Source organism: uncultured Plantibacter sp., assembly GCF_963518075.1.
Taxonomy (GTDB): Bacteria; Actinomycetota; Actinomycetes; order Actinomycetales; family Microbacteriaceae; genus Plantibacter; species Plantibacter flavus_A.
Genome location: NZ_CAUQHZ010000020.1, coordinates 1 through 24,895, shown reverse-complemented (window position 1 = coordinate 24,895; position 24,895 = coordinate 1). Strand labels below are relative to the sequence as shown.

22 protein-coding genes are annotated in these 24,895 nt (G+C 70.4%); 2 read left to right on the top strand and 20 right to left on the bottom strand.

Features of this window, described 5'->3' with window-relative positions:
- Positions 1–133: 133 nt before the first annotated feature.
- Entirely contained in the window at positions 134–400 is a 267-nt protein-coding gene (locus tag RWN05_RS16900) for a mycoredoxin (protein WP_064294490.1), read from the top strand.
- 57 nt (positions 401–457) lie between these two features.
- Here RWN05_RS16900 and RWN05_RS16895 read toward each other — a convergent pair whose 3' ends face one another.
- From RWN05_RS16895 to RWN05_RS16810, 18 genes are all read right to left on the bottom strand, one after another.
- A complete protein-coding gene (locus RWN05_RS16895; RefSeq protein ID WP_079002717.1) occupies positions 458–2,641 on the bottom strand; it encodes a DEAD/DEAH box helicase in 2,184 nt (727 codons plus the stop codon).
- A gap of 165 nt (positions 2,642–2,806) precedes the next feature.
- Positions 2,807–3,199: a DUF779 domain-containing protein gene (locus tag RWN05_RS16890; protein WP_079707135.1), complete on the bottom strand. Its 393-nt coding sequence runs from the start codon at positions 3,197–3,199 to the stop codon at positions 2,807–2,809.
- A gap of 121 nt (positions 3,200–3,320) precedes the next feature.
- The gene (locus tag RWN05_RS16885) at positions 3,321–4,844 is read right to left on the bottom strand and encodes an aldehyde dehydrogenase family protein (protein ID WP_079002719.1); all 1,524 of its coding nucleotides are present in this window, start codon (positions 4,842–4,844) and stop codon (positions 3,321–3,323) included.
- A 114-nt stretch (positions 4,845–4,958) separates the two neighbouring features.
- The gene (locus RWN05_RS16880; protein ID WP_314140417.1) at positions 4,959–6,239 is read right to left on the bottom strand and encodes a GAF domain-containing protein; all 1,281 of its coding nucleotides are present in this window, start codon (positions 6,237–6,239) and stop codon (positions 4,959–4,961) included.
- A gap of 75 nt (positions 6,240–6,314) precedes the next feature.
- Positions 6,315–8,609 carry a heavy metal translocating P-type ATPase gene (locus RWN05_RS16875; RefSeq protein ID WP_314140416.1) on the bottom strand — a complete coding sequence of 765 codons (2,295 nt, stop codon included), beginning with the start codon at positions 8,607–8,609 and terminating at the stop codon, positions 6,315–6,317.
- A complete protein-coding gene (locus RWN05_RS16870) occupies positions 8,609–8,833 on the bottom strand; it encodes a heavy-metal-associated domain-containing protein (RefSeq protein WP_071262335.1) in 225 nt (74 codons plus the stop codon). The genes RWN05_RS16875 and RWN05_RS16870 overlap by 1 nt, the downstream gene beginning before the upstream one ends.
- Positions 8,834–8,915: 82 nt before the next feature.
- On the bottom strand, positions 8,916–9,914 hold the full coding sequence (locus tag RWN05_RS16865; protein ID WP_079002722.1) for a malate dehydrogenase: 999 nt from the start codon (positions 9,912–9,914) through the stop codon (positions 8,916–8,918).
- Between the two features lie 9 nt (positions 9,915–9,923).
- Entirely contained in the window at positions 9,924–11,522 is a 1,599-nt protein-coding gene (locus RWN05_RS16860; RefSeq protein WP_079002723.1) for an SDR family oxidoreductase, read from the bottom strand.
- A gap of 90 nt (positions 11,523–11,612) precedes the next feature.
- On the bottom strand, positions 11,613–12,473 hold the full coding sequence (locus RWN05_RS16855; RefSeq protein ID WP_079002724.1) for an aldehyde dehydrogenase: 861 nt from the start codon (positions 12,471–12,473) through the stop codon (positions 11,613–11,615).
- Complete coding sequence (locus RWN05_RS16850; protein ID WP_314140412.1) at positions 12,470–13,966, bottom strand: aldehyde dehydrogenase family protein; 1,497 nt, start codon at positions 13,964–13,966, stop codon at positions 12,470–12,472. Before RWN05_RS16850 ends, RWN05_RS16855 begins: the two co-directional genes overlap by 4 nt.
- Positions 13,967–13,972: 6 nt before the next feature.
- Positions 13,973–14,995, bottom strand: a complete 1,023-nt coding sequence (gene deoC / locus RWN05_RS16845; RefSeq protein ID WP_079002726.1) for a deoxyribose-phosphate aldolase — start codon at positions 14,993–14,995, stop codon at positions 13,973–13,975.
- Positions 14,992–15,993 (bottom strand): sugar-binding transcriptional regulator, encoded by a 1,002-nt coding sequence (locus RWN05_RS16840; RefSeq protein ID WP_079002727.1) that lies wholly within the window; start codon positions 15,991–15,993, stop codon positions 14,992–14,994. The genes deoC and RWN05_RS16840 overlap by 4 nt, the downstream gene beginning before the upstream one ends.
- Positions 15,994–16,133: 140 nt before the next feature.
- Positions 16,134–17,363, bottom strand: a complete 1,230-nt coding sequence (locus tag RWN05_RS16835; RefSeq protein ID WP_314140409.1) for an MFS transporter — start codon at positions 17,361–17,363, stop codon at positions 16,134–16,136.
- Positions 17,363–18,295, bottom strand: a complete 933-nt coding sequence (locus RWN05_RS16830) for a bifunctional riboflavin kinase/FAD synthetase (protein ID WP_064294502.1) — start codon at positions 18,293–18,295, stop codon at positions 17,363–17,365. Before RWN05_RS16830 ends, RWN05_RS16835 begins: the two co-directional genes overlap by 1 nt.
- Entirely contained in the window at positions 18,292–18,711 is a 420-nt protein-coding gene (locus RWN05_RS16825) for a hypothetical protein (protein WP_064294503.1), read from the bottom strand. The genes RWN05_RS16830 and RWN05_RS16825 overlap by 4 nt, the downstream gene beginning before the upstream one ends.
- A 102-nt stretch (positions 18,712–18,813) precedes the next feature.
- On the bottom strand, positions 18,814–19,182 hold the full coding sequence (locus RWN05_RS16820; RefSeq protein WP_064294504.1) for a hypothetical protein: 369 nt from the start codon (positions 19,180–19,182) through the stop codon (positions 18,814–18,816).
- Positions 19,179–20,114 carry a tRNA pseudouridine(55) synthase TruB gene (gene truB, locus RWN05_RS16815; RefSeq protein WP_079003956.1) on the bottom strand — a complete coding sequence of 312 codons (936 nt, stop codon included), beginning with the start codon at positions 20,112–20,114 and terminating at the stop codon, positions 19,179–19,181. Before truB ends, RWN05_RS16820 begins: the two co-directional genes overlap by 4 nt.
- 64 nt (positions 20,115–20,178) lie before the next feature.
- On the bottom strand, positions 20,179–20,853 hold the full coding sequence (locus RWN05_RS16810) for a uridine kinase (RefSeq protein ID WP_079002730.1): 675 nt from the start codon (positions 20,851–20,853) through the stop codon (positions 20,179–20,181).
- Positions 20,854–20,891: 38 nt separating this feature from the next.
- Between RWN05_RS16810 and RWN05_RS16805 the strand changes: the two genes are divergently transcribed.
- Positions 20,892–21,776, top strand: coding sequence for an A/G-specific adenine glycosylase (locus tag RWN05_RS16805; RefSeq protein WP_314140406.1), 885 nt, complete (start codon positions 20,892–20,894; stop codon positions 21,774–21,776).
- A gap of 157 nt (positions 21,777–21,933) precedes the next feature.
- Here RWN05_RS16805 and rbfA read toward each other — a convergent pair whose 3' ends face one another.
- The gene (gene rbfA, locus RWN05_RS16800; RefSeq protein ID WP_064294508.1) at positions 21,934–22,371 is read right to left on the bottom strand and encodes a 30S ribosome-binding factor RbfA; all 438 of its coding nucleotides are present in this window, start codon (positions 22,369–22,371) and stop codon (positions 21,934–21,936) included.
- Positions 22,372–22,489: 118 nt separating this feature from the next.
- The coding region (infB, locus tag RWN05_RS16795; RefSeq protein WP_314140405.1) for a translation initiation factor IF-2 at positions 22,490–24,895 on the bottom strand (2,406 nt) is incomplete at its 5' end.

Genomic DNA, 24,895 nt, shown 5'->3' with positions numbered 1-24,895 from the left:
ATGGGGATCGGGGCACCTCAGGTGCCGGGAGTCATCCCCGACAATACCGTCTCGCCGACGGTGCTTCATCCGGCGCCGGTGGTCCTCCGGCCCAGAGGGTCGGTGCCTCGTCCACCGGGGTTAGGCTGCTGGGATGAGTGCCGACGACTACCTGCCCGCCGATGGCGGCATCACGATGTTCTCCACGACCTGGTGCGGGTACTGCGCCCGACTGAAGCACCAGCTGTCCGCAGCCGGCATCCCGTTCACCGAGGTCGACATCGAGCAGGTCCCGGGGACCGCCGACCTCGTCGCCTCGCTGAACGGCGGCAACCAGACGGTCCCGACGGTGATCTTCCCCGACCGCTCGACCGCGACGAACCCGTCGCTCGCGCAGGTGAAGGCGGCTCTCGGCGTCTGACCCGCCGACGACGTCCGGCCGGGCGACCCGTGGTCATCCGGCCGGACGTATCGGTCGTCAGGCCCCGAGCGCCTCGCGGAGCAGGTGGACGAGGGCGTTCAGCTGCACCGAGTCGACCGATGCGACGTCCTGGTCGCTGCCGTCGAGCGCGCGAGCGGCCAGGCCCTGCTTGCTGTCGATGAGTTCCGCGACCTTCGCGTCGATCGTGTGCGCGGCGATGATCCGCCAGGCGGTGACCGGCTCCTCCTGACCGATGCGGTGCACGCGGTCGATCGCCTGGGTCTGCTCGGCGGCCGTCCAGGACAACTCGGCGAGCACGACGTTCGACGCGGCCTGCAGGTTGACGCCGACGCCGGCGGCGGTGAGCGAACAGACCGCGACTGCGACCTCCGGATCGGTGTTGAAGGCGTCGATCGCGGCCTGACGCGCCTGCGCGGTCTGGTCGCCGCGGAGCGACACCGTCTTCAAGCCGCGACCCGCGAACAGCTGCTCGGCCGCGTTCATGACGTCGATGTGCTTCGCGAAGAACACGACCTTGCCCACGGACCTCGCGAGCTGCGCCGTGTAGTCGGCGGCGAGGACGGCCTTGGCCTGGCCGATCTTGCGGATCATGGTGAACACGTTCTCCGTGCCACCGGCGGCCTTGGACTCGTCGAGCTCGGCCTGGGCGACCATGCGCATGAGGTCGGTGTTCGGCTCGTGCAGCGCGTCGACGCGCTCACCACGCGACTCCAGCACCCGCACGTAGCGGGACTTGAGCCGTTGCCCGAGCTCGGCCTCGGCGTCGCGGATGGACCGGATCGCCTCGTCGTCGAGCTCGACCGGGAGGTCGGCGACGCGCTTGGCGGGCAGGTCCTTGGCGACGTCGAGCTTCTTGCGGCGCACGATGCCCATGTCGATGACGGCGGACCGCGCGGCGGCGTAGAAGGCGTGCTCGGCGGGGGTCAGACCGGTGTCCTCGAGCCGCTCCATGAGTTCGGCGGTCGGCTTGCCGTCCTTGATCCAGCCGAGGAACTGCCAGATGGCGTTGAAGTCCTCGACGTCGTTGATCAGCGGCGTGCCGGTGAGCGCGAGCAGCAGCGGGTCCTGGCCGGGCGTCGCCTTCCGGATCCGGTTCGCGAGTGACAGCACGTGCTGCGAGCGCTGGGAGTGGAGGTTCTTGATGAAGTGCGCCTCGTCGACCACCATGCCGCGGAAGCCGAGCGTCCCGAGCCAGGCGAGGTGGCGGTCGAGGACCTCGTAGTTCACGATGATGACGTCGGCGAAGGCGTCGAGCGCCTGGCCGTCGCCGTGGATGACCGTGGCGCGTCGGTGCGGCGTCCAGCGCTCGACCTCGCGCGCCCAGTTCATCTTGACGACGTTCGGGACGATCACGAGGAGCGGGTACGCCTCGGCGACCGAGGCGGCGAGGACCGACTGTGCGGTCTTGCCGAGGCCAGGCTCGTCGGCGAGCAGGAACGAACGGTGTCCTTCACGGACACTCTCGACGAAGCGCGCCTGGTGCTTCATGATCTCGAGGCCGCGCGGCGAGAGCCGGTCGAGCTTCGGGGCCTCGGGCAGGTCCATCGAGGCCGCTCCCCCGCCGGAACCGAGCTCGAACGCCTTGTACAGGGGGCCCATGAGCTCCCAGCTGTCGAGTCGTCGACGGACGGTCGGCTGCGGTGCCGCCTGGCTGAAGTCCGGGGCGAGGAACGGATTGGCCAACTGACGTGCCTTGACCGACTGCGGGATGACCTGCTTCTCGGCGAGCTCGGCCGGGACGACGGACTCCACGACGGGCTTCTCGACGGTGATGATGAGTTCGTCGGCGCTGAGTTCGGCGCCCGACTCGAGGAGCCAGTCGCGCCGGAGCCGCTGCGCGACCGGGCTCGTCGCTGCGTCGGCCTCGAGGAGCTGGATGAGCGAGGTGTCGCGCGCCGCCGTCTTGGCGAGGATGGTCGCCACACCGTCGAGGCGCTTCAGGAGCTCGGCCCGCGTGGCGTCACTGTACGTCGTGTCGGCCTTGACCCTGGCACGTTCCTCGCGGACGAGGAAGGCGATGACCTGGTACTTGGTCCGGTTGGTCGGCCCGACCTTGCCCTTCTGCGCCTTCGCCTCGACCTCGCGCACCTTGCGGGCGAGGATGGGGATGATCGGCGCGTCGTCGTCGTGACGCGACGAGGACCCTCTGGGGTTCGAGCGGCCAGATGAACGGGTGCTGGAACGCCCCTGGGAACGGCGTTGCTGGCCGGTGTGCGGCATGCTCCTCCTGAGCAGTCGAAGAGCCTCATCGGCCGAGGGGCCGGAAGAGACGGGCGCCGGGCCCGACTGGTCGTCGTGGAGCAACAGAGCGTTGCACGAGACGGACACGGGCGCCCGACGGGCGTGTGCCCAGTCTACGCCATCGGCCGCATCGGCCGCGAGCGCTCAGTCCGGCGCGCTGTCGACGAGCCCGAACCGCTCCAGTTCGGCGTCGTCGAGCATGCGCGAGCGGATGAGGAAGCGCTGTCCCGTCGGGGCTTCGACGCTGAACCCGCTCCCCCGCCCCTGGACGACGTCGATCGTCAGGTGCGTGTACTTCCAGTACTCGAACTGGGAACGCGACATGTAGACCTCGACGGGCGCGTCGAGCCCGGGCACGTCGAGCGTGTCGAGGAGCACGTCGACCGCGCCCGTACGGAACATCCCGACGGGGTAGCACATGGGCGAACTCCCGTCGCAGCAGCCGCCGGACTGATGGAACATGAGCGGTCCGTGCAGCGCGGTCATCTCCCGCACCAGTGCGGCCGCAGCGTCGGTGACGTCGACCCGTCCGGTCATGGTGTCCTCCTTCGTCGTGTCGTGTGCCCGGCCCTGCCCCTCCGCCGGACCCCGAGCCTGTCGATGGGCGCCCTTCGACAAGCTCAGGGACCGGATGGGGCTCAGGGACCGGGGACGGCGATCAGAAGAAGCCCATCGGGCCCTCCGCGTAGCTCACGAGCAGGTTCTTCGTCTGCTGGTAGTGGTCGAGCATCATCTTGTGGTTCTCCCGGCCGATGCCCGACTGCTTGTACCCGCCGAACGCCGCGTGCGCCGGGTACTGGTGGTAGGTGTTCGACCAGACGCGTCCCGCCTCGATCGCCCGCCCGGCCCGGTACAGCGTCGTCGCCTCACGGCTCCACACCCCGGCGCCGAGGCCGTAGAGGGTGTCGTTCGCGATGGAGATCGCCTCGTCGTAGTCCGCGAAGCTCGTGAGCGCGAGCACGGGCCCGAAGATCTCCTCCTGGAAGATCCGCATGTCGTTCGTCCCCTCGAAGACGGTCGGCTGGACGTAGAACCCGCCGCTCAACTCACCGCCGAGGTCGGCTCGCTCGCCGCCGATGAGCAGCTTCGCGCCGCCCTGTTTGCCGATGTCCATGTAGGAGAGGATCTTCTCGAGCTGGTCGTTCGACGCCTGGGCACCGATCATCGTGTCCGTGTCGAGCGGGTTGCCCTGCTTGATCCTGCCGATGCGGGTCAGCGCGTCGCCCACGAAGCCGTCGTAGATGGACCGTTGGACGAGAGCCCGACTCGGGCAGGTGCAGACCTCGCCCTGGTTCAGGGCGAACATGCTGAATCCCTCCTGCGCCTTCTCGTAGTACTGGTCGTGCTCGCGCGCCACGTCCTCGAAGAACACGTTCGGGCTCTTGCCGCCGAGCTCCAGCGTCACCGGGATGAGGTTCTCGCTCGCGTACTGCATGATCAGGCGCCCGGTCGTCGTCTCGCCGGTGAACGCGATCTTCCGGATCCGCGGGTGGGAGGCCAGTGGGGCCCCGGCCTCGATGCCGAAGCCGTTGACGACGTTGAGCACGCCGGCCGGCAGCAGATCCTTCACGAGGTCGACGATGAGGTGGATCGACGCCGGGGTCTGCTCGGCCGGCTTCAGCACGACGCAGTTGCCTGCGGCGAGCGCCGGTGCGAGCTTCCACACGGCCATGAGGATCGGGAAGTTCCAGGGGATGATCTGTCCGACGACGCCGAGCGGTTCGTGGAAGTGGTAGGCGACCGTGTCGTGGTCGAGTTCCGAGATGCCGCCCTCCTGGGCGCGGATCGCCCCCGCGAAGTAGCGGAAGTGGTCGATGGCCAAGGGGATGTCGGCGGCCAGGGTCTCGCGGACCGGCTTGCCGTTCTCCCAGCTCTCGGCGACGGCGATCTCCTCGAGGTGTTCCTCCATGCGGTCGGCGATGCGGCCCAGGATCACCGCGCGCTCGGCGACGCTCGTCTTCGACCAGGCGGGGAACGCCTTCCATCCCGCCTCGACCGCTCGGTCCACGTCGGCCGCGGTGCCTCGGGCGATCTCGGTGAACACGGCTCCGGTGACCGGGGTCTGGTTCTCGAAGTACTGGCCGTTCGCGGGCGGGACGTACTCGCCCCCGATGAAGTGGTCGTAGCGGGGGGCGTAGCTGAACACGGCACCTTCGGTACCCGGGTTGGCGTAGACGGTCATGTCACTCCTTGTCGACGACGTTGTCGGTGTCGCACCGCTCAGGTGCGTGCCGTCGACGCTAGTCGGCGGGAGGTTGCAGGAGGTTGCGCCGCGGACCGCGGACCGGATCGGCCGTCAGGACGCCGAGAGCTCGGCGTCGATCGCCTCGATGCGGGCGACGAGGCCGGCGCGCTTCGGTGACCGCGGCGGCAGCAGTCGGAGGCAGGCGTGCAGGACCTCGACGTCGTCGGGCGCGGCCGCGGTCCGGATGTAGTCGTGCAGCAGGTCCGCCGAGGCGTCGGTCAGCATCGCCTCGCGAAGGCGCGTCGCGACCCGCTCGCGGAGGTCGACGACACCGGGGGCGGTGGAGTCCGGCAGGAGCGGACCCGGGTACGCGGCGAGTGCTGCGCGGTGGGCGCCGCGGTCGAGGAGGGACAACACCTGGTGGGCGTCGAGCTGGAGCGGGGTGGTGAGCCGGTACGGCCGCGAGACCGGCACGAGTGTCGGCGCGGTCCCGCCGAGCACCTTCCGCAGCCGGACGAGCTCCGCCCGGAGGGTGACCGCCGCCTCGTCCCCGTCGTAGAGCAGCCCGGCGAGCGCGTCGGCGCTGAGGCCCTGGTGGTGCCAGGCCAGCAGCGTCAGGATCTCGGCGTGCCGTCGGCTGAGCTCGGTCGGGCGGCTCGCCCCGTGTCCGATCAGCAGGCCGGTGTCACGACCGAGCACCTGCAGGCCGGGCCGCACCGCGGTCGTCCGGCGGGGCGCGTCCGTGTGTGCTCGACCGGCGAACCGACGGTCGGCGACCGCGCGCAGCCGCTGCACCATGATCTCGGACTCGACGGCGGCCGCGGTCGCCTCCATCAGTGGCAGCGCATGCGAGGCGACCGCCTGCGGGCCACCGGTGATGTCGATCACGCCGATGATCTGCCGGGTCTCGGGATCGTGCACCGGGACCGCCGTGCAGCTCCACGGGTGCACGAGGCGGTTGAAGTGCTCGGCCGCGTGGATCTGGATGCCGTGGTCGAGTTCGAGCGCGGTGCCCGGGGCGCTCGTCCCCACCTCCCGCTCCGACCACCCGGCACCCTCGACGAAGAGCATGCCCTCCGCCCGTCGCCGCAGATGACGGTCGCCGTCCACCCAGAGCAGTCTGCCCATGGCGTCGCCCACCGCGACGAGCATGCCGGAGTCGTCGTCCGCGTCGTTGACCAGCAGCTTGGTGATGACCGGGAGGACGCCGGCGAGCGGGTGCCCGAGCCGGTGGTCGCGCAACTCGTCCTCGTCGAAGGCGAGCTCCGGCATGAGGTTGTCCGGGTCGAGGTGACGGCCCATCGACCGTTCCCACGACTCGCGGACGAGCCGTCGGACGAGTCCGCGTTGCGCTTCGGCACGCGCCGGGGCCGCCAGCCACGGACTGGACACCTCACCACCACCCATCCACGTCGACCGGTTCTGCGGACAGTGTATCCGCCACAGCCCGTCGGTCGACGGGTAACCTCAGGCGGCCGGACGGAACCGGCGGAGGCGCAGGCTGTTGAGCACGACGAACACGCTGGAGAACGCCATCGCCGCACCCGCGATCATCGGGTTGAGGAGCCCGAGCGCGGCGAGCGGGATCGCCGCCACGTTGTACGCGAACGCCCAGAACAGGTTGCCACGGATGATCCCGAGCGTCCGTCGGGAGAGCCGCACGGCGTCGATCGCTGTAGCGAGGGAACCGGAGACGATGCTGAGGTCGGCTGCACCCTTGGCCGCATCCGTGCCCGTCCCCATGGCGATCCCGAGATCGGCCGTGGCGATCGCCGCGGCGTCGTTCACCCCGTCGCCGACCATGGCGACGCGGTGACCGGCCGACTGAAGCCGTTCGACGGCGGCGACCTTGTCGGCGGGGCTCGCGTCGGCGATCACCTCGGTGATCCCGACCTCGGCCGCGACCCGCGCTGCAACGGCCGCGTTGTCGCCGGTGAGGAGCACGGGTGTCATACCCAGGGACACGGCGCGTCCGATGGCGGCGCGGGCCTCCGGCTTCACCGTGTCGGCGACCTCGACGACGCCGCGGACCTCGCCGTCCCAGGCGACGACCACCACGGTACTCGCACGCTCCGCGGCTGCAGCCAGGGCGCTCGCCGCGTCCGGTCCGATGCGGAAGCCCTGGTCCTCCGCGAAGGCGGGACGTCCGGCCAGCACGGTTCCGCCGTCGATCGTGCCGGTGACGCCGAGACCCTCGAGGCTCGCGAAGTCCGAGACCACCGGACGCGGTGCGTCGCGGCGGGTCGCTTCCGCGACGATCGCCTCGGCGATGGGGTGCTCGGAGGCCGCCTCGAGCGCCGCGCCGAGGGCGAGCACCTCGTCCGTCGCACCGGCCGCCCAGACCTCCGTGACGCTCATCCGCCCGGACGTGACGGTCCCCGTCTTGTCGAGCAGGATGCGGTCGATCCCGCTCGCCTGCTCGAGCGCCTCCGGTCCGGCGATGAGGATGCCGAGCTGCGCACCGCGTCCCGTCCCGACGAGGAGGGCCACCGGGGTCGCGAGCCCCAGTGCGCACGGGCAGGCGATGATGAGGACGGCGACCGCGGCGGTGAACGCCGCTTCCATGGTCGAGCCGGTGAGCGCCCACACGATGGCGGTGCCGAGGGCGATCACCAGCACGACCGGGACGAACACGCTCGAGACGCGGTCGGCGAGCCGTTGGACCCGGCTCTTCCCGAGCTGTGCCGCCTCGACCGCCTGAGCCATACGCGCCAGCTGCGTCTCGGCGCCGACGGCCGTCGCCCGCACCACGAGACTGCCGCCGCGCGCGATCGTGCCACCGATGACCCGCGAGCCGGCTACGAGCTCGACCGGGACGGACTCCCCCGTCACAAGACTCTCGTCGACACTCGCCGCCCCCTCGACGACGACCCCGTCGGTGGCGACGGACTCACCGGGACGCACGAGGAAGTGGTCTCCGACGAGCAGCTGCTCGATCGGGATCCGTTCCTCGGTGCGGGTGGGCGCCATGAGGTCGGTGGGGTCCGGCGCACGATGCCGGAGCACGGAGACCTCCGAGGCGCCCAGCGTCATGAGGTCGCGGAGTGCCTCGCCGGCGGCACGCTTCGACCGCTGCTCGATGAGGCGACCGGCGAGCAGGAAGACGGTCACGCCGGCGGCCACCTCGAGATACAGCGCGCTTGAGGGGTCGGCGTCGGGTGCGAAGAAGGTGAACTCGTGCCGCATGCCCGTCATCCCGGCCATGCCGAAGAAGAGCGCCCAGACGGACCACAGGTACGCTGCCCCCGTCCCGAGCGTGATGAGGGTGTCCATCGTCACCGAGCCGTGCCGCAGCGTCGCGAACGTCGCCCGGTGGAACGGGTACCCGCCCCAGAAGACGACCGGCGTCGCGAGGGTCAGCGAGAGCCACTGCCAGTGGTCGAACTGCCAGGCGGGGATCATCGCGAGCAGCACGACGGGCAGCGCCAGCACCGCGCTGACGACGAGGCGGGTGCGGAGCGTCGTCACGGTCGCCGAGGGGTCGGGCGTCGTTCCCGACGACGGAGTCTGCTCCCGGTTCACTGCGGCGCGTTCGTCAGCGGGCGGACGCACCGTCGCCGTGTAGCCGGCCTTCGAGACGGCCGCGATCAGCTCGTCCGCGGTGACGGTGGAGGGTGCGGTCACCGTCGCCCGTTCGGTCGCGAGGTTGACCTGCGCCTCGACACCGTCGAGCGCGGTCAGCCGCTTCTCGACGCGTGCCACGCAACTCGCGCAGGTCATGCCCTCGATGTCGAGGTCGAGCTGGATGAGTGGCGCGCTCATCAGCGACGACCCACGAGCGTGTAGCCGGCTTCCTGGACGCCGGCACCGATGGCGGCCTCGTCCGTCGAGGAGGTACCCGAGACCGTGACCGTCCCCGCGTCGAGATCCACGGCGACCCCGTCCACGCCGGAGAGCGCGGAGAGCTCGGTCGTGACAGCGGACACGCAGTGCGCGCAGGTCATGCCGTCGACGCGGTAGGTGGTGGTTGCGGTGGTCTCGGACATGCGTCCTCCTCAGTGGATCGGAGCCTTCACTATACCCCCAGGGGGTACCCCCTGCAACCGTCCGCGGGACGCGATCGCCTGATCAGCCGAGCAGGCCGAGCGCCCGCACCGCCGCCCGCTCCTCCTCGAGTTCCACCACGGAAGCGTCGATGCGCCGCTGCCAGACGGGCGCGATGTCGAGCCCCTCGACCACCTCCCAGCGTCCGTCGACCGAGCGGGCCGGGAACGAACTCACGAGCCCCTCCGGTACGCCGTACCAGCCCTCCGAGGGGAGCGCCACGGAGGTCCAGCGCTCCGGCCGGCCCGGGGTCGCCGTGCCGTTCACCCAGTCGTGCACGTGGTCGATGGCGGCGGCAGCGGCCGAGGCGGCGGACGACGACCCCCGCACCGCGATGATCTCCGCCCCGCGCTTCGCCACCCGTGGGATGAACTCGTCGGCGATCCATTCCTCGTCGACGAGTTCGAGGGCAGGACGACCACCGACCGTCGCGTGGGAGAGGTCCGGCACCTGCGTCGCCGAGTGGTTGCCCCAGATCACGACGCCGTCGATCTCGGACACGGGTGCGCCGGTCTTGGCGGCCAACTGCGCGACGGCACGGTTGTGGTCGAGTCGGGTCAGGGCGGTGAACCGTCCGGCCGGCACCCCGGCGGCGGCCGACTGGGCGATGAGTGCGTTCGTGTTGGCCGGGTTGCCGACCACCAGGACGCGCACGTCGTCGGACGCACCGGCTCCGATCGCCGCGCCCTGTGGTGCGAAGATCCCGCCGTTGGCCGCGAGCAGGTCGCCTCGTTCCATCCCAGGACCCCTGGGGCGGGCTCCCACGAGGAGAGCGACATTCACCCCCTCGAATGCGCGCGACGCCTCCGTAGTCGTCTCGACACCGGCCAGCAGCGGGAAGGCACCGTCCTGCAGCTCGAGTGCAGTCCCTTCGGCCGCTCCGAGCCCCTGCGGAATCTCCAACAGGCGCAGGAGCACAGGGCGGTCCGGCCCCAGCAGCTGACCGGACGCGATGCGGAAGAGCAGGGAGTAGCCGATCTGGCCTCCGGCTCCAGTGACGGTGACGACGGTGGGTTCGCTCATACACCCACGCTACTCCGCGGCCTCCGGGGTGGGTCGCGAGGCCTGCATGTCCGCCTCGGCGGAGTCGACCGCCTCGTGCTCCTCCGGGGACACCGGCCCCACCCGGCTCTTGCGTTGGGCCGAGGACTCGGACGGCAGCGCGACGGCCGCCTCCGTGATGCGGTTCGCCATCCCGTTGAAGATGATCCCGTGGAACGGCAGGATCGCGAACCAGTAGAGGCGTCCGCCGAGCCCCTTCGGGAAGAAGACGGCGCGCTGCCGGTAGACCGAGCCGTCGCCGACCGGGGTCGCGCTCATCTCCAGCCACGCGAGACCGGGCACGCGCATCTCGGCGCGCAGGCGAAGCATCCGACCACGTTCGAGGTACTCCACCCGCCAGAAGTCGAGGGCGTCCCCCACGCTGAGATGCTGCGGATCGTCGCGACCACGTCGGAGGCCGACACCACCGACGAGCTTGTCCATCCAGCCACGGATCGCCCACGCCAGCGGGAAGGAGTACCACCCGTTCTCGCCGCCGATGGACTCGATCACCGAGAAGAGCCGGTCGGCGCTCGCGGAGGTCTTCCGTTCCTTGAGATCGATGTAGACGGTGTGTCCGGCCCAGTCGGGGTCGCTCGGCAGCGGGTCGCTCGGCGCGCCGTCCACGGTCGCGTTCCGCCAGGAGGTCTCGACCTCACCGTCCCGCATGCGCTGCAGTGCGAGGCGCACCGCGCGTCGGTACCCCGTCAGACCGCCCTCCGGCGGCGGGATGACCGCGTCGATGTCGTGATCGCCCATGACGCAGTCGACGAGCAGCGACTCGATGATCGGCGACGCGAGCCGGCGCGGGATCGGCGTCACGAGGTTCACCCACTGCGAGGCCAACCACGGGGTGAGGACCGGGAGCGGCGCGATCGGGCGCTGCGAGAGGCCGGCCTCGACCGCGTAGCCGTTCATCATCTGTCCGTATCGGAGGACGTCGGGGCCACCGATGTCGAAGGCGCGGTTCACGTCGCGGTCGACCTCGGCGCCCGCGAGCAGGTAGTGCAGGACGTCACGGACCGCGATCGGCTGGATGAAGTTCCGGACCCAGCGCGGCGCCGGCATGTACGGCAGGATGTCCGTGAGATGGCGGATCATCTCGAACGAGGTCGATCCGGAGCCGATGACCACACCGGCCTGCAGGACGATCGTCGGGACGCCCGAGGCGAGCAGGATCCGCCCGACCTCGGTGCGGGACCGCAGGTGCTTCGACAGCTCGACGCCCTCGGGGTGCAGGCCACCGAGGTAGACGATGCGCGAGACCCCGGCCGCCGCAGCGCCGGCGGCGACGTGCTCGGCGGCGGCGAGCTCCGTCTGCTCGAAGTCGCCCTTGCCGCCCATGGAGTGCACGAGGTAGTAGACGACGTCGACGTCCTCGCAGGCCGACGCGACCCGCGCGGCGTCCCCGAGATCACCCTCGACGACCTCCACCTGCTCGCGCCAGGGCACGTCGGTGAGCTTCTGCGGCGAGCGCACGAGCACCCGCACCGTGTACCCGGCCTCCAGCAACCGCGGCACGAGCCGCCCGCCGATGTAGCCGGTGGCACCCGTGACGAGTACGCGCTTCGGAGTCGATGATTCGGTCATGGATGCAACGTTACGACCCGTCGACGACAGCGGCGCCCGGCTGTACAGCCGGGCGCCGCTGTGCAAGCACCACGCGGGTGCCACGAGTCGCTAGAGGAGCGCCTTCGTGTGCCAGACGGTCTTCACCTCGGTGAACGCGGTGATGCGGTCGAGGCTCGCCGGAACCGGACCGCTGGCACCGCTCGGACGGACCACGCGCTTGAGCGTCTCGGCCGCGAGGACCTCGAGCTCGACCCAGTCGAGTGCTGCGGCGCCGGCGAGGTCGATCGCGTTGACGTCGGCGTGCGATGCGAGCCACGGGGCCATCTCGGCCGGCGATCCGGTCAGCACGTTCACGACGCCGCCGGGGACGTCACTCGTGGCGAGCACCTCGGCGAGGCTGATCGAGGAGAGCGGCAGGCGCTCGCTCGCGATCACGACGACCGTGTTCCCCGCGACCAGCGCTGGAGCGACGACGCTCACGAATCCGAGGAGCGACGAGTCCTGCGGCGCGATGAGCGCGACGACGCCCGTCGGCTCCGGAACCGAGAGGTTGAAGTACGGACCGGAGACGGGGTTCGCTCCCCCGACCACCTGGACGTACTTGTCCGCCCAGCCCGCGTACCAGACCCAGAGGTCGATGGCCTCGTCGACCTGTGCCGCGGCCTTCGCCTGCGAGACGCCCTCGGCCTGGACGATCTCTTCGATGAACTGCGCCCGCCGACCCTCGAGCAGCTCGGCGATGCGGTAGAGCACCTGGCCACGGTTGTAGGCGGTGGCACCCGACCAACCGGCGAGTGCCGATCGTGCGGCGACGACCGCGTCGCGGGCGTCCTTCCGCGAGGCGAGCGATGCGTTCGCGAGGAACTCCCCCTTGGCGTTCGTCACCTCGTATGTCCTTCCGGATTCGCTGCGTGGGAACTTGCCGCCGATGGCGAGCTTGTAGGTCTTCGGGATGGTGAGCCGGCTCATCGCTGCTCCTCCTTCGTGGTGCTCGTGGACGGCGCGACGGTGGCGGCGGCCGGTGATCCGGCCGGCGCGAGGTAGGCACCGAGCCCGTGGCGACCACCCTCGCGGCCGTACCCCGACTCCTGGTATCCGCCGAACGGGCTGGCCGGATCGAACCGGTTGAAGGTGTTCGCCCAGATGACGCCGGCGCGGAGCTTGTCCGCGACCGCGAGGATCCGGCTGCCCTTGTCGCTCCAGATACCCGCGGAGAGACCGTACGGGGTGTTGTTCGCCTTCGCGATGGCCTCCGCGGGCGTCCGGAAGGACATGACCGAGAGGACCGGACCGAAGATCTCCTCGCGGGCGATCCGGTGACTGGTGGACACGTTCGTGAAGATCGTCGGCGCGAACCAGAACCCGTTCTCGGGCAGCTCGCAGTCCGGGCTCCACCGTTCGGCGCCTTCGAGCTCGCCGATGTCCGAGAGTTCGCGGATGCGGGCCAACTGCTCGGCCGAGTTGATCGCGCCGACGTCCGTGTTCTTGTCGAGCGGGTCGCCGACGCGCAGCGTCTGCAGACGGCTCTTCAAGCGGTCGACGACTTCGTCGTGGATGCTCTCCTGGACGAGGAGCCGGGATCCGGCGCAGCAGACGTGACCCTGGTTGAAGAAGATGCCGTTGACGATGCCTTCGATGGCCTGGTCGATCGGGGCGTCGTCGAACACCATGTTCGCGGCCTTGCCACCGAGCTCGAGCGTCAGGCGCTTGTCGCTGCCGGCGATGGTCTTCGCGATCTCACGCCCGACGGCGGTCGACCCGGTGAAGGCGACCTTGTCGACGTCGGGGTGGCGCACGATCGCCGCCCCGGTCGCTCCGGCACCCGTGACGATGTTCACGACACCGGCCGGCAGCTCGGCCTGCTGGAGGATCTCGGCGAAGATGAGCGCCGTGAGCGGCGTGGTCTCGGCCGGCTTGATGACGACCGTGTTGCCGGCGGCGAGCGCCGGTGCGACCTTCCACGCGAGCATGAGGAGCGGGAAGTTCCACGGGATGACCTGCCCGGCCACGCCGAGGGCGCGCGGGTTCGCACCGAGGCCCGCGTAGTCGAGCTTGTCGGCCCAACCCGCGTAGTAGAAGAACCAGGCGGCGACGAGTGGGACGTCGACGTCGCGGGACTCCTTGATCGGCTTGCCGTTGTCGAGGCTCTCCGCCACGGCGAGCTCGCGGGCGCGCTCCTGCACGAGGCGCGCGATGCGGAAGAGATACTTGCCGCGGTCGGCGCCCGACAGCTTCGACCACACCCGGTCGTAGGCACGCCGCGCGGCGGTGACGGCGCGATCGACGTCGGCGTCACTCGCCGCGGAGATCGTCGCGATCGACTGCTCGGTGCTCGGCGAGATCGTCTGGAAGGAGCCACCCGTGCCCTCGGTGAACTCGCCGTCGATGAAGAGGCCGTATTCGGAACGGAGGTGGAGGACGGAGGTCGACTCCGGGGCTGGTGCGTATTCGAGGAAGCTCATGATGTCCTAGTCGATGGTGACGTAGTCGGGGCCGGAGTAGTGGCCGGTGGTGAGTTTCTGACGCTGCAGGAGCACGTCGTTGAGGAGGCTCGAGGCACCGAAGCGGAACAGGTGCGGCTGGAGCCACTCCTCGCCGACCGTCTCGGCGACGGTCACGAGGTACTTGATCGCGTCCTTCGAGGAACGGATGCCGCCGGCGGGCTTCACACCGATCTGCTCTCCGGTGAGGCGGTGCCAGTCCCGGACGACCTCGAGCATGAGGAGGGTGACCGGGAGGGTCGCGGCGGGCGCGACCTTGCCGGTGGACGTCTTGATGAAGTCGCCGCCCGCGAGGATGGCGAGCCACGAGGCGCGCTTCACGTTGTCGTAGGTGTTCAGCTCGCCGGTCTCGAGGATGACCTTGAGGTGGGCCGAGGAGCCGTCGCTGCGTCGGCAGGCCTCCTTGACCGCGACGATCTCGTCGAAGACCTGGCCGTACCGGCCGGAGAGGAACGCACCCCGGTCGATGACCATGTCGATCTCGTCCGCTCCGGCGTCGACGGCGTCGGCCGTGTCCGCCAGCTTGACCGCGAGGGAGGCGCGTCCGCTCGGGAAGGCCGTCGCGACCGCCGCGACGTTGATCCCGCCGGCGTCGTGTCCCGCACCCGGCTGCGTGTGCGCCGCGCCGAGCGCCTCGACGGCGTACGGCACCATGTCGCCGTAGACGCAGACCGCGGCGACGCGCGGGGTGGACGGATCCCCGGCGTCCGGGGTGATCGCCTTGGCCACGAGGGAGCGCACCTTGCCGGGGGTGTCGGCGCCCTCGAGGGTGGTGAGGTCGATGAGTTCGATGATGCGGTCGAGGGCCCAGGCCTTCGACGTCGTCTTGATCGAGCGCGTTCCGAGATCCGCTGCGCGCTGTTCGAGCCCGACGGCGTCGACGCCCGCGAGGCCGTCGAGGTAGCGTCTGAGGCTGGCATCGGTGACGGGGCCGTCGACGAGTTCGAGCGCCGTCGGCTTCGCCACGAGGTCGCCTGGTGGTGTGGTCATGGTGCGTTCCTTCCGAGCAGTTCCTGCTCCGGGGTGTGCTGCTTCGCGGATGATGGTTCGTGGTCGGCGAGGAGTGCCGTCGCGGTCGCCTCGTCGGTGACGAGCACGGTGCAGAGGCCGCTGCTGACGACGGCTCTCGCGACGGCGTGCTTCTGCGCTCCGGCGATGACCGCGATGCTGCGACCGGCACGCCGGAGCGCTTCGAGTCCGAGCCCGACCGTGCGCTCGTCGAGTGTGGGGTCGACGATCATGCCCTCGGCGTCGATGTAGCGCCCGACGACGTCGCCGACGGCACCGCGTGCGACCAGGACGTCGACGTCCGCGGCCGTGAGGTACCCGCTGTGGACGAGGGCGGAGTCGGGCCCGGCCACGCCGGCACCGTACAGGTAGGTGTCGGCCGCTGCGGCCGTGCGGAGCACCTCCGCGACCGTGCGGTCCGACTCGATGCTCAGCTTCGTCTCCAGGCGCTCGAAGATCGCCGGGCTCGGGAGCAGGGTGACGTCGCCACGGCCCTTCTCGGCGATCCGTGCAGCCGTGGCGGCCGCAGTGCCGACACGCTGGTTGAGACTCACGCCGCCGTTGATCTGCACGACGGAGAGCCCCGTCGCCCAGCCGTCGGACAGGTGGTCGGCGATGTCACGCAGCGTCCTCCCCCAGCTCACACCGAGCGTCCGCGGCACCGGTCGCATGGCGCCGAGGTAGTCGGCCGCCGCGCGCGCGACGCGTTCGTGGAGGTCGGCACTGTCGCTCGGGCTCGGCACGACGACCGCGTCCGCGAGTCCGAAGTGCTCGCGGAGCGCCCGTTCGAGCGGGAGGCGGCGTGCGCGCGGGTGCACGATCTCGATGCGGATGTAGCCGAGTTCACGGGCCTGGGCGAGGAGCCGACCGACCTTCCACCGCGTGATGCCGAGCAGCGCGCCGATCTCGTCCTGGGTCTTCGTCTCGTCGTAGTACAGCTCCGCGGCGCGCACCGCGAGCAGCTCGTCGCTTTCGATCACCTCGGGCCTCCTCCGGATCGTCTCCAGCCTAGGACGCCACCACCACCCGGACAACGCCTGTTGGCGCCCTTGCTCAGATGAGCAAGGGTCGGTGCGCGGATGCGCATCGCCGCTGGGCGCCGTCGGGAGGACCAGACCGGTCAGCGACCGCGAGCTGCGAGGTCCGCCTCGATCGTCGTCGGTCGGCCGGTGATGCGGCCGGCGATGGCGCACAGCGCGCCCGTGGCAAGCAGGAGCAGCAACGGGACGGTCCACGATCCGGTCACGGCGTGCAGCAGGCTCACGACCAGGGGGCCGAGTGCACCGAGGGTGTACCCGACACTCTGCACGAAACCGCTCAGGGCGACCGCGCCCTCGTGGGTCGCCGTCCGCAGGTTGATGAGGACGAGGGCGAGCGGGAACAGCAGCGGGCCGAGGCCGGCCAGCAACACCCACAGCCACGTGAGCGTCGCCGGCCACAGGAGCAGCCCGAGATAGCCGAGCACGAAACACCCGCTCGCGACGTAGACGAGGACGGCGACGTTCCGCAGCCTCGCGACGAGCATCGGGACGATCAGGCTCGCCGGGACGCCCATCGCGGAGAAGAGCGAGAGCAGCAGGCCGCCCTGGGCCGGGGTGACGCCGGCGACGTCACCGACGATGGTGGGGAGCCAGGTGAACATCGCGTAGGCGTTCAGTGAGGAGGTGGCGAACACCGCCGCGATGGCCCACGCGATCGGTGAGCGGTGGACGAGGACGCGCCCGGCGCGGGGCACCTCCTCGATCTCGGGGTCGGTCGCTGCGGTAGCCCGGGCGTCCCGACGCTCCCGCACGATGAGCGTGATCCAGGGCAGGACCGCGAGCATGGCGACGATGGACCACACGCCGAGCGACACGTGCCACCCGGCGGCGTCGGCGACCGGCACGGCGATCAGTGGCGGGATGAACGTGCTGACCGACAGGACCGTCGCGTAGAGCGAGGTGACGAGGCCGATGCGGTCAGGGAAGTACTTCTTGACGAGCGGTGGGAGCACGACGTTGCCGATGCCGATGCCGGCGAAGCAGAGCGCACTGCCGATCGCGAGGACGGCGAAGTCGGGGGCGAGCGAACGCAGGAGGTGTCCGGCCACGATCGCCCCGAGCGCGATGAGCAGCACCGGCTCGAGGTGCAGCCGACGCACGAGCCGCGGGGTGAAGACGCCGAAAAGCGCGAAGCACAGTGGCGGCAGCATCCCGAGGAGTCCCAGCCCCACCGACCCCACGCCGATGTCACCGTCGATCTCGGCGTAGATCGGCGACAGCGAGGTGACGGCCGTGCGGAGGTTCGCCGCGACGAGCACGATCCCGACGAGCGCGAGGGCCCTCCCCCGCCACAGGGGACGCGGACCCACTAGGACAGCATCCGGCGCGCGCGCTCGACGTCGTCGGTCATCTGCACGATGAGCGGCTCGATCCCGGTGAACGCGACCATGCCGCGGATCCGCTCGACGAACTGCACCTCGACCTCGTCGTCGTAGAGGTCGAGATCGGTCTCGTCGAGGACGTAGGCCTCGACCTGCTTCTGCGGGACGCCGTCGAAGGTCGGGTTGTTCCCGACCGAGATCGCCGCCGGATACCGACGTCCTCGCCAGAACAGCCACCCTGCATACACGCCGTCCGCGGGGATGAGACCCTGCGAATCGGGAGACAGGTTGGCGGTCGGGAAGCCGAGTTCCCGGCCACGCTTGGCGCCGTGGACGACGACACCCCGCACGCCGGGCGGACGACCGAGGAGCCGCGACGCCTCGCGGACGTCACCCTCCTCGAGGAGTTCGCGGATCCAGGTGGACGACACCCGACGCCCGCCGCCGGGACGGACGTCGTCCACGACGCGCACGGAGAAGCCGTAGACCTCACCGAACGACTCCAGCGTGGCGACCGTTCCGAGGCCGCGATGGCCGAAGCGGAAGTCCTCGCCGACGAGGACCGTCTTGGCATGCAACGCTCCGACGAGGATCGAGGTGACGAACTCCTCGGGCGTGAGCTGGGCAAGTGTCTGGTCGAAGCGCAGCAGCAGGGCCGCGTCGACCCCGGCGTCCGCCAGGAGACCGAGCTTCTGCTCGTTGCTCACGAGCGACGCCGGGCAGCGGTCTGGGTTGATGAGGCTCAGCGGGTTGCGGTCGAAGGTGACGGCGACGGAGCTGAGACCGGCTGCCGCGGCCTCCTCGAGGAGCGCGGCGACGACCGCGCGGTGACCCGTGTGGACGCCGTCGAACTTGCCGATGGTGACGGCCGACGGTCCGAAGGCGTCAGGGACCTGGTCGAGCTCGGTGAACGTGATCATTTGCCGGTACGCCGATGTCCGGCCAACCACCACAGTCCGAGGACCGGGAGGACGAGCGGGATGTAGACATAACCGCGGCCGAAGCCGGACCAGACCGTGTCGTGGGGGAAGAGTTCGGGGTCGAGCAGGCTCAGCAAGCCGACGATCAGGACCCCGGCGAGTTCGAAGGAGATCGTGGCCCATGCGATCCGCCGCCAGACGGCGCCTGGAGCGACGAGCGAGACGGTCGCCAGGATGTACACCACCGCGGCGACGGCCGAGAGCAGATAGGCCAGGGGCGCCTCGTCGAACTTGGTCGTGATCTGCACCACGGACCGGCCGGTGGCGGCGAGCGCCAGGATGCCGTAGACGGCGACGAGGACGACCCCGACACCACGGACGCGTGGACGGGCTGGAGCGGTGGTGGGGAGAGGCATGACCCGACGATTCTATGCGACGCGGGCCCTCGCCCCGGCACTTCACGACCGTCACGCGAGCTGCGGTGCCGTCGTCCTCCACCGCCGTCGGTGCGCCGACGGTCAGCCGAGCTGGACGGTCCAGATCTGCTCCATGCGGTAGAGCATCACCGCGATCGCGAGACAGACGACGCCGAGGACGACCGTCGACCATCGGGTGCGTTCGACGAGCGCCCAGAATCCACCGGCGATCGGCAGGATCATCGCGGAGACGAGGTAGGTGTAGAACTCGGGCACACTCCCCGTGGCCGTGTTCCCGAACGCGGGCGCGGCGATCGCCACCACCAGCTGCGCGATGAGGAGGACCTCGACGAGTGCCGTCGCCCCCATCGTCAGGTCGTTCGGCGCGCGCCCGGCGAACCCGAGCACGATGCAGAGGAGCCCGGCCACGACCGCGACCGCGATCTGGGCGAGGGTGAACCACTCGATCATGCCGGTTCCTCCGCCGGGAAGTTCACGACCGACTTGAGCGAGCCGCCACGGCGCTCGACGAGCCCCACCAGTCGGCCGTCCGGCGCGACGGCGGCGATCGGACCGGTGTGGCCGGCCGGCAGGTCGCGGTCGAGCCGCTTCCCGTGGCCGAGGTCGACCGCCTCCTGCTCCGTGAGCTCGAGGGCACCGAACAGGCGCTTCGCGACGTCGGCCGGGTGCAACAGCGCCGTCTCAACGTCGAGGTCGTCGATCGTCGATGCGTCCCTGACGTCGAAGGGTCCGATCCGGGTCCGGCGAAGCGCGGTGAGATGGCCGCCGACGCCGAGGGCCGCCCCCAGGTCGCGGGCGAGGGCGCGGATGTAGGTGCCGGAGGAGCAGACGACCCGGACGTCGACGTCGATCGCCGCGCCATCCCGACGGATGGCCAGCACGTCGAACGCGCTGACCGTGACCGCACGGGACTTCAGCTCCACCTCGATCCCCTCGCGGGCCAGGGCGTAGGCGCGCTTCCCGCCCACCTTGATGGCGCTCACCGTGCTCGGCACCTGCTCGATGTCGCCCGTCAGCGGACGGATCGCGGCGATGATCGCGTCGTCGTCCACGGCAGCCACTGCGGCCTGGTCGGCGCGCTCGGTGACCTCACCTTCGGCGTCGTCGGTGGAGGTCGCCTCGCCGAGGCGGATGGTCGCCGTGTACTCCTTGTCGAGACCGACGATGAAGGTCAGCAGACGGGTCGACGAGCGCGTACCCAGCACGAGCAGCCCGGTGGCCATGGGGTCGAGCGTTCCCGCATGCCCCACCTTGCGCGTGCCGGCGAGCCGCCGCACCCGGGCGACCGCATCGTGGGAGGTGTGTCCCTGCGGCTTGTCGATGAGGAGGACACCGGGACGGGCGGACGCCGACCCGGGTGCTGCTGTGCTGTTCTCGACCACCTTGCAACGGTACCAGCGGCGGTCGGCACCGCCTGGCGGCCGGATCACCCCTGGGCGGCGGCGCTCAGCAGAAGTCGGCGAAGATCCGCCGTGGGTGCCGCTCGTCCGTGTTGTCCACGAGGGCGGTCGCCCGCGCGGTCGGGTCGTCGTCCTTGCGGTAGAGCGCCTGCCCGCCCACGTAGCGTGCGTTGGACGGCGCCGTCGGGTCGGCGTCGACGCCGAGGCGCTCGTGCAGCCGGTCGTAGGCCGTCGCCATCGGGACGTCGAGCCAGACCGACGCATGCCAGAGGCCGCGGAGCTCGGGACGGTTCAGGAAGACGCCGTCGACGATGAGGACGGCGTCCTGCGGGCCGGTCGTCCAACGCAAGGGAGCGCCGACGTCGCGCTGCTCGTCGAACCCGACGAGTTGGAAGCCGGCGCTGCCCGCCAGGCGGAAGGGCTCGACGAGCACCCGGCGGAACAGCGGATAGTCGAACGAGTCGAGCCAGTAGCCCTCGGCCGAGTCCCGCCCCCGCGCGTACCGTTCCTCGCGAGGACGGTGGAAGTCGTCGATCGAGGCACGGAACACCGCGCGTCCGGCCTCGTCGAACACCTCGGCCAGTCCGTCGGCGAACGCCGCCGTGCCGGAGCCGCTGACGCCGTCCACCGCGATGAGGGTGCGGCCTCGTGGGTAGTCCCGCTGGAACTGGTCTCGCAGCTGCCGGAGCAACGCGATCCGTGGTGTCGTGACGAGCTTCATGGCGCCGAGCCTACCCGCGCGGATCGTAGGCTGGTGCGGTGCCGCCCGAACCCTCCGACCTCGCCCCGCTCGTGACGGCCTGGTTCCGCACCGAGGCGCGCGACCTCCCCTGGCGACGCCCGGGGTTCCCCGCCTGGGGCACGCTCGTGTCGGAGTTCATGCTCCAGCAGACGCAGGTCAGCCGCGTGATCCCGCGGCTCGAGGAGTGGCTCGGGCGCTGGCCGACGCCAGCCGACCTGGCGGCCGAACCACCGGCAGAAGCCGTCCGCGCCTGGGGCCGGCTCGGCTATCCGCGCCGAGCGCTCTGGCTCCATGCGGCGGCCACCCAGATCGCTGAACGGCACGACGGCATCGTCCCGTCGGACGTGGATCAGCTCCTGGCGCTCACCGGCATCGGCGACTACACCGCCCGCGCCGTCGCCGTCTTCGCCTACGGGGACCGGCACCCGGTGGTGGACACGAACACCCGACGGGTCATCGCCCGAGCCGTCCGCGGCCACGGCGAGCCCGGGCCGCCGAACGCCAAGGCGGACCTCCCAGCGATGGAGGCGCTCCTACCGGAGTCCCGCTCGGAGGCAGCCGTCTTCAACGCCGGGATGATGGAGATCGGCGCGGTGGTCTGCACCGCTCGGGCACCTCGGTGCGAGGAGTGTCCGCTCCGCGAGGTGTGCGCCTGGCGCGCAGCGGGATACCCGGCCTACGACGGACCGGTCAAGACGAAGCAGAAGCAGTTCGCGGGCAGCGACCGACAGGTCCGGGGCATCATCATGGCCGAGCTCCGCTCGACCCACCGCTCCCTGACGGGCGAGGAACTCCGGACGCTCTGGCCCGACGGCGAGCAGTTCGACCGCGCACTCGCCGGACTGGTCGCCGACCGCCTCGCGGTGCGCGTCGACGGAGGATACGCACTCCCCCACGACTGACCGGCCTCTCAGCCCCGCCCGCGGTCCTCGAGCCCCATTCGCGGTCCCTGGGCCCCACTCGCGGTCCCCGAGCTTGTCGAAGGGCGCACGTCGACAGGCTCAGCGACCGGGCGAAGCAACCCGGCCCCTGAGCCTGTCGAAGGGTGGTGCGAGGTGTCTAGTCCTCGGCGTCGACCTCGCGCGGCTTCACGTAGGGATCCTCGTCGCCGGCGTAAGCGGCACCGGCGGCAAGCCCGGCCACCTCGGTGTCGCGGTTCTTCGCCTCGCGCAGCAGATCTTCGATGTGCTGCGCGTTCTCCGGGATCGCGTCCAGGAAGAAGTCGAGGCTCGGCGTCAGCCGGGTGTTGATGTTGCGGCCGATCTCGGCACGCAACAGGCCCTTGGCGGACTCGAGCGCGGCCGAGGTGTCGGCGCGTTCCTCGTCGGAGCCGTACACCGTGTAGAACACGTTCGCGTGCTGGAGGTCCCCGGTCACCTGTACGTCGGTGATGGTCACGAAGCCGAGCCGCGGGTCGCGGATACCCTTGTCGAGCCGTTTGGCGATGACTTCCTTGATGCGGTCCGCCAACTTGCGGGCCCTGGGGTTCTCTGCCATCTCGTCCTCCTCTGATGACCGCCGGGCGGAGGGCCGCCCGACGGATGCTGCACACACAATACAAGCAGGAATCCCCGCCGCCCTCCCGGAGGAGGACGACGGGGACCGACCGGGCGGACTAGCCGCGCGGCTTCTCCTTCATTTCGATCGTCTCGATCTCGTCGCCGATCTGGATGTCGTTGAACTTGCCGAGACCGATACCGGCCTCGAAGTCCGTACGCACCTCGGTGACGTCGTCCTTGAACCGACGCAGCGATTCGATCGCCAGGCTGTCGCCGACCACGACGCCGTCGCGGATGACCCGCGCCTTGGCGTTCCTCGTGATCGTGCCCGAGCGGACGATGACACCCGCGATGTTGCCGAACTTGGAGGAACGGAACACCTCGCGGATCTCGGCGACACCGGACTGGACCTCTTCGTACTCGGGCTTGAGCATGCCGGTGAGGCTCTGCTCGACGTCCTCGAGTGCGTTGTAGATGACCGAGTAGAAGCGGACGTCCACACCCTCACGGGCCGCGCGCTCGCGGGCCTTCGGGTCGGGGCGCACGTTGAACCCGATGATGATCGCGTTGTCGATCGTGGCGAGGTTGACGTCGGACTCGGTGACCGCACCGACACCGCGGTGGATGATCCGCAGCTGGACGCTGTCGTCGACGTCGATCTTGAGCAGCGACTCCTCGAGTGCCTCGACGGCACCGGAGACGTCACCCTTGATGATGAGGTTGAGCGCCTCGACCTTGCCCTCTTCGAGTGCACGGGTGAAGTCCTCGAGCGAGATGCGCTTGCGGGCCTTGGCCAGAGCGGCGTTGCGCTCCGCGGCTTCACGCTTCTCGGCGATCTGACGCGCGGTGCGGTCCTCCTCGGTGACGAGGAAGGTGTCGCCTGCCCGAGGAACGCTCGAGAGGCCCTGCACCTGGACGGGACGCGAGGGACCCGCCTCGGCGACGGTGTCGCCGTTCTCGTCGACCATCGCACGGACGCGGCCGTATGCCGTACCGGCGACGATCGCGTCACCGACGCGGAGGGTACCCGACTGGATGAGGACGGTCGCGACGGAACCGCGGCCCTTGTCGAGCTTGGCCTCGATGGCCACGCCGCGTGCGTCCTTGTTCGGGTTGGCGCGCAGGTCGAGACCGGCGTCCGCAGTGAGCAGCACGGCGTCGAGGAGGTCCTTGATGCCGGTGCCGGCACGAGCCGAGACGTCGACGAACATGACGTCTCCGCCGTACTCCTCGGCGACGAGACCGTACTCGGTCAGCTGCTGGCGCACCTTGGCCGGGTTGGCATCGGGCTTGTCCACCTTGTTGACCGCGACGACGATCGGCACGTTGGCCGCCTGCGCGTGGTTCAAGGCCTCGACCGTCTGCGGCATGATGCCGTCGTCCGCCGCGACCACGAGGATCGCGATGTCGGTGACCTGCGCACCACGAGCACGCATGGCGGTGAACGCCTCGTGACCCGGGGTGTCGATGAAGGTGATCGGACGCTCGATGCCCTCGTGCTCCGCGACGACCTGGTACGCACCGATGTGCTGCGTGATGCCACCGGCCTCGCCGGCGACGACGTTCGCGTTGCGGATGGCGTCGAGGAGGCGCGTCTTACCGTGGTCGACGTGACCCATGACGGTGACCACGGGAGGACGGATGGCGAGGTCCTCGTCGGACTCGTCCTCCAGCTCCTGGTCGAGGTCGATGTCGAAGCCCTCGAGGAGCTCCCGGTCCTCGTCCTCGGGCGAGACCATCTGGATCTTGTAGCCGAGCTCGGAACCGAGCACGTCGAAGGTCGCCTCGTCGAGCGACTCCGTCGCCGTCGCCATCTCACCGAGGTGGAACAGCACGGTGACGAGGTTGCCGGGGCTGGCGTCGATCTTGTCGGCGAAGTCCGAGATGGACGCGCCACGACGCAGACGGATGATGGTGTTGCCATCGCCGCGCGGGACGCTCACGCCGCCGAGCGACGGGGCTTCCCGCAGCTCGAATTCGGCCCTCTTCGTCCGCTTCGACTTGCGTGCCTTGCTCTTGCCGCCACCGCGACCGAAGGCACCTGCGGTACCACCGCCGGGTCCGCGACCACGACCGCCGCCGCCACCGGGGCGACCGGCGAATCCACCGGCGGGTGCACCACCGGGGGCACCGCCGGGACGGAAGCCGCCACCGGCACCACCGGGACGGAAGCCGCCGCCGCCGGCGGGACGACCTGCGCCACCCGGACGACCGGGGCCACCGGGACGCTGACCCTGGCCGACGCCCGGACGGGGCGAGCCGGGGCGCGGAGCCTGCGGACGCGGGATGTTGCTGGGGTTCGGACGCTGACCCATGCCCTGAGCCGCTGCGAACGGGTTGTTCCCCGGACGCGGCGTGCCGGTGGGGCGCTGGCCCATGCCCTGCGAGGACGCGAACGGGTTGTTCCCCGGACGCGGCGCACCGGGACGGGGGCCGCCCGGCTTCGCGGCGTCGCCGGAGGGCGAGTCGCCGGCGGCCGGAGCCGCGGGTGCGGACGGTGCCGCCGGAGCAGCGGCCGCTGG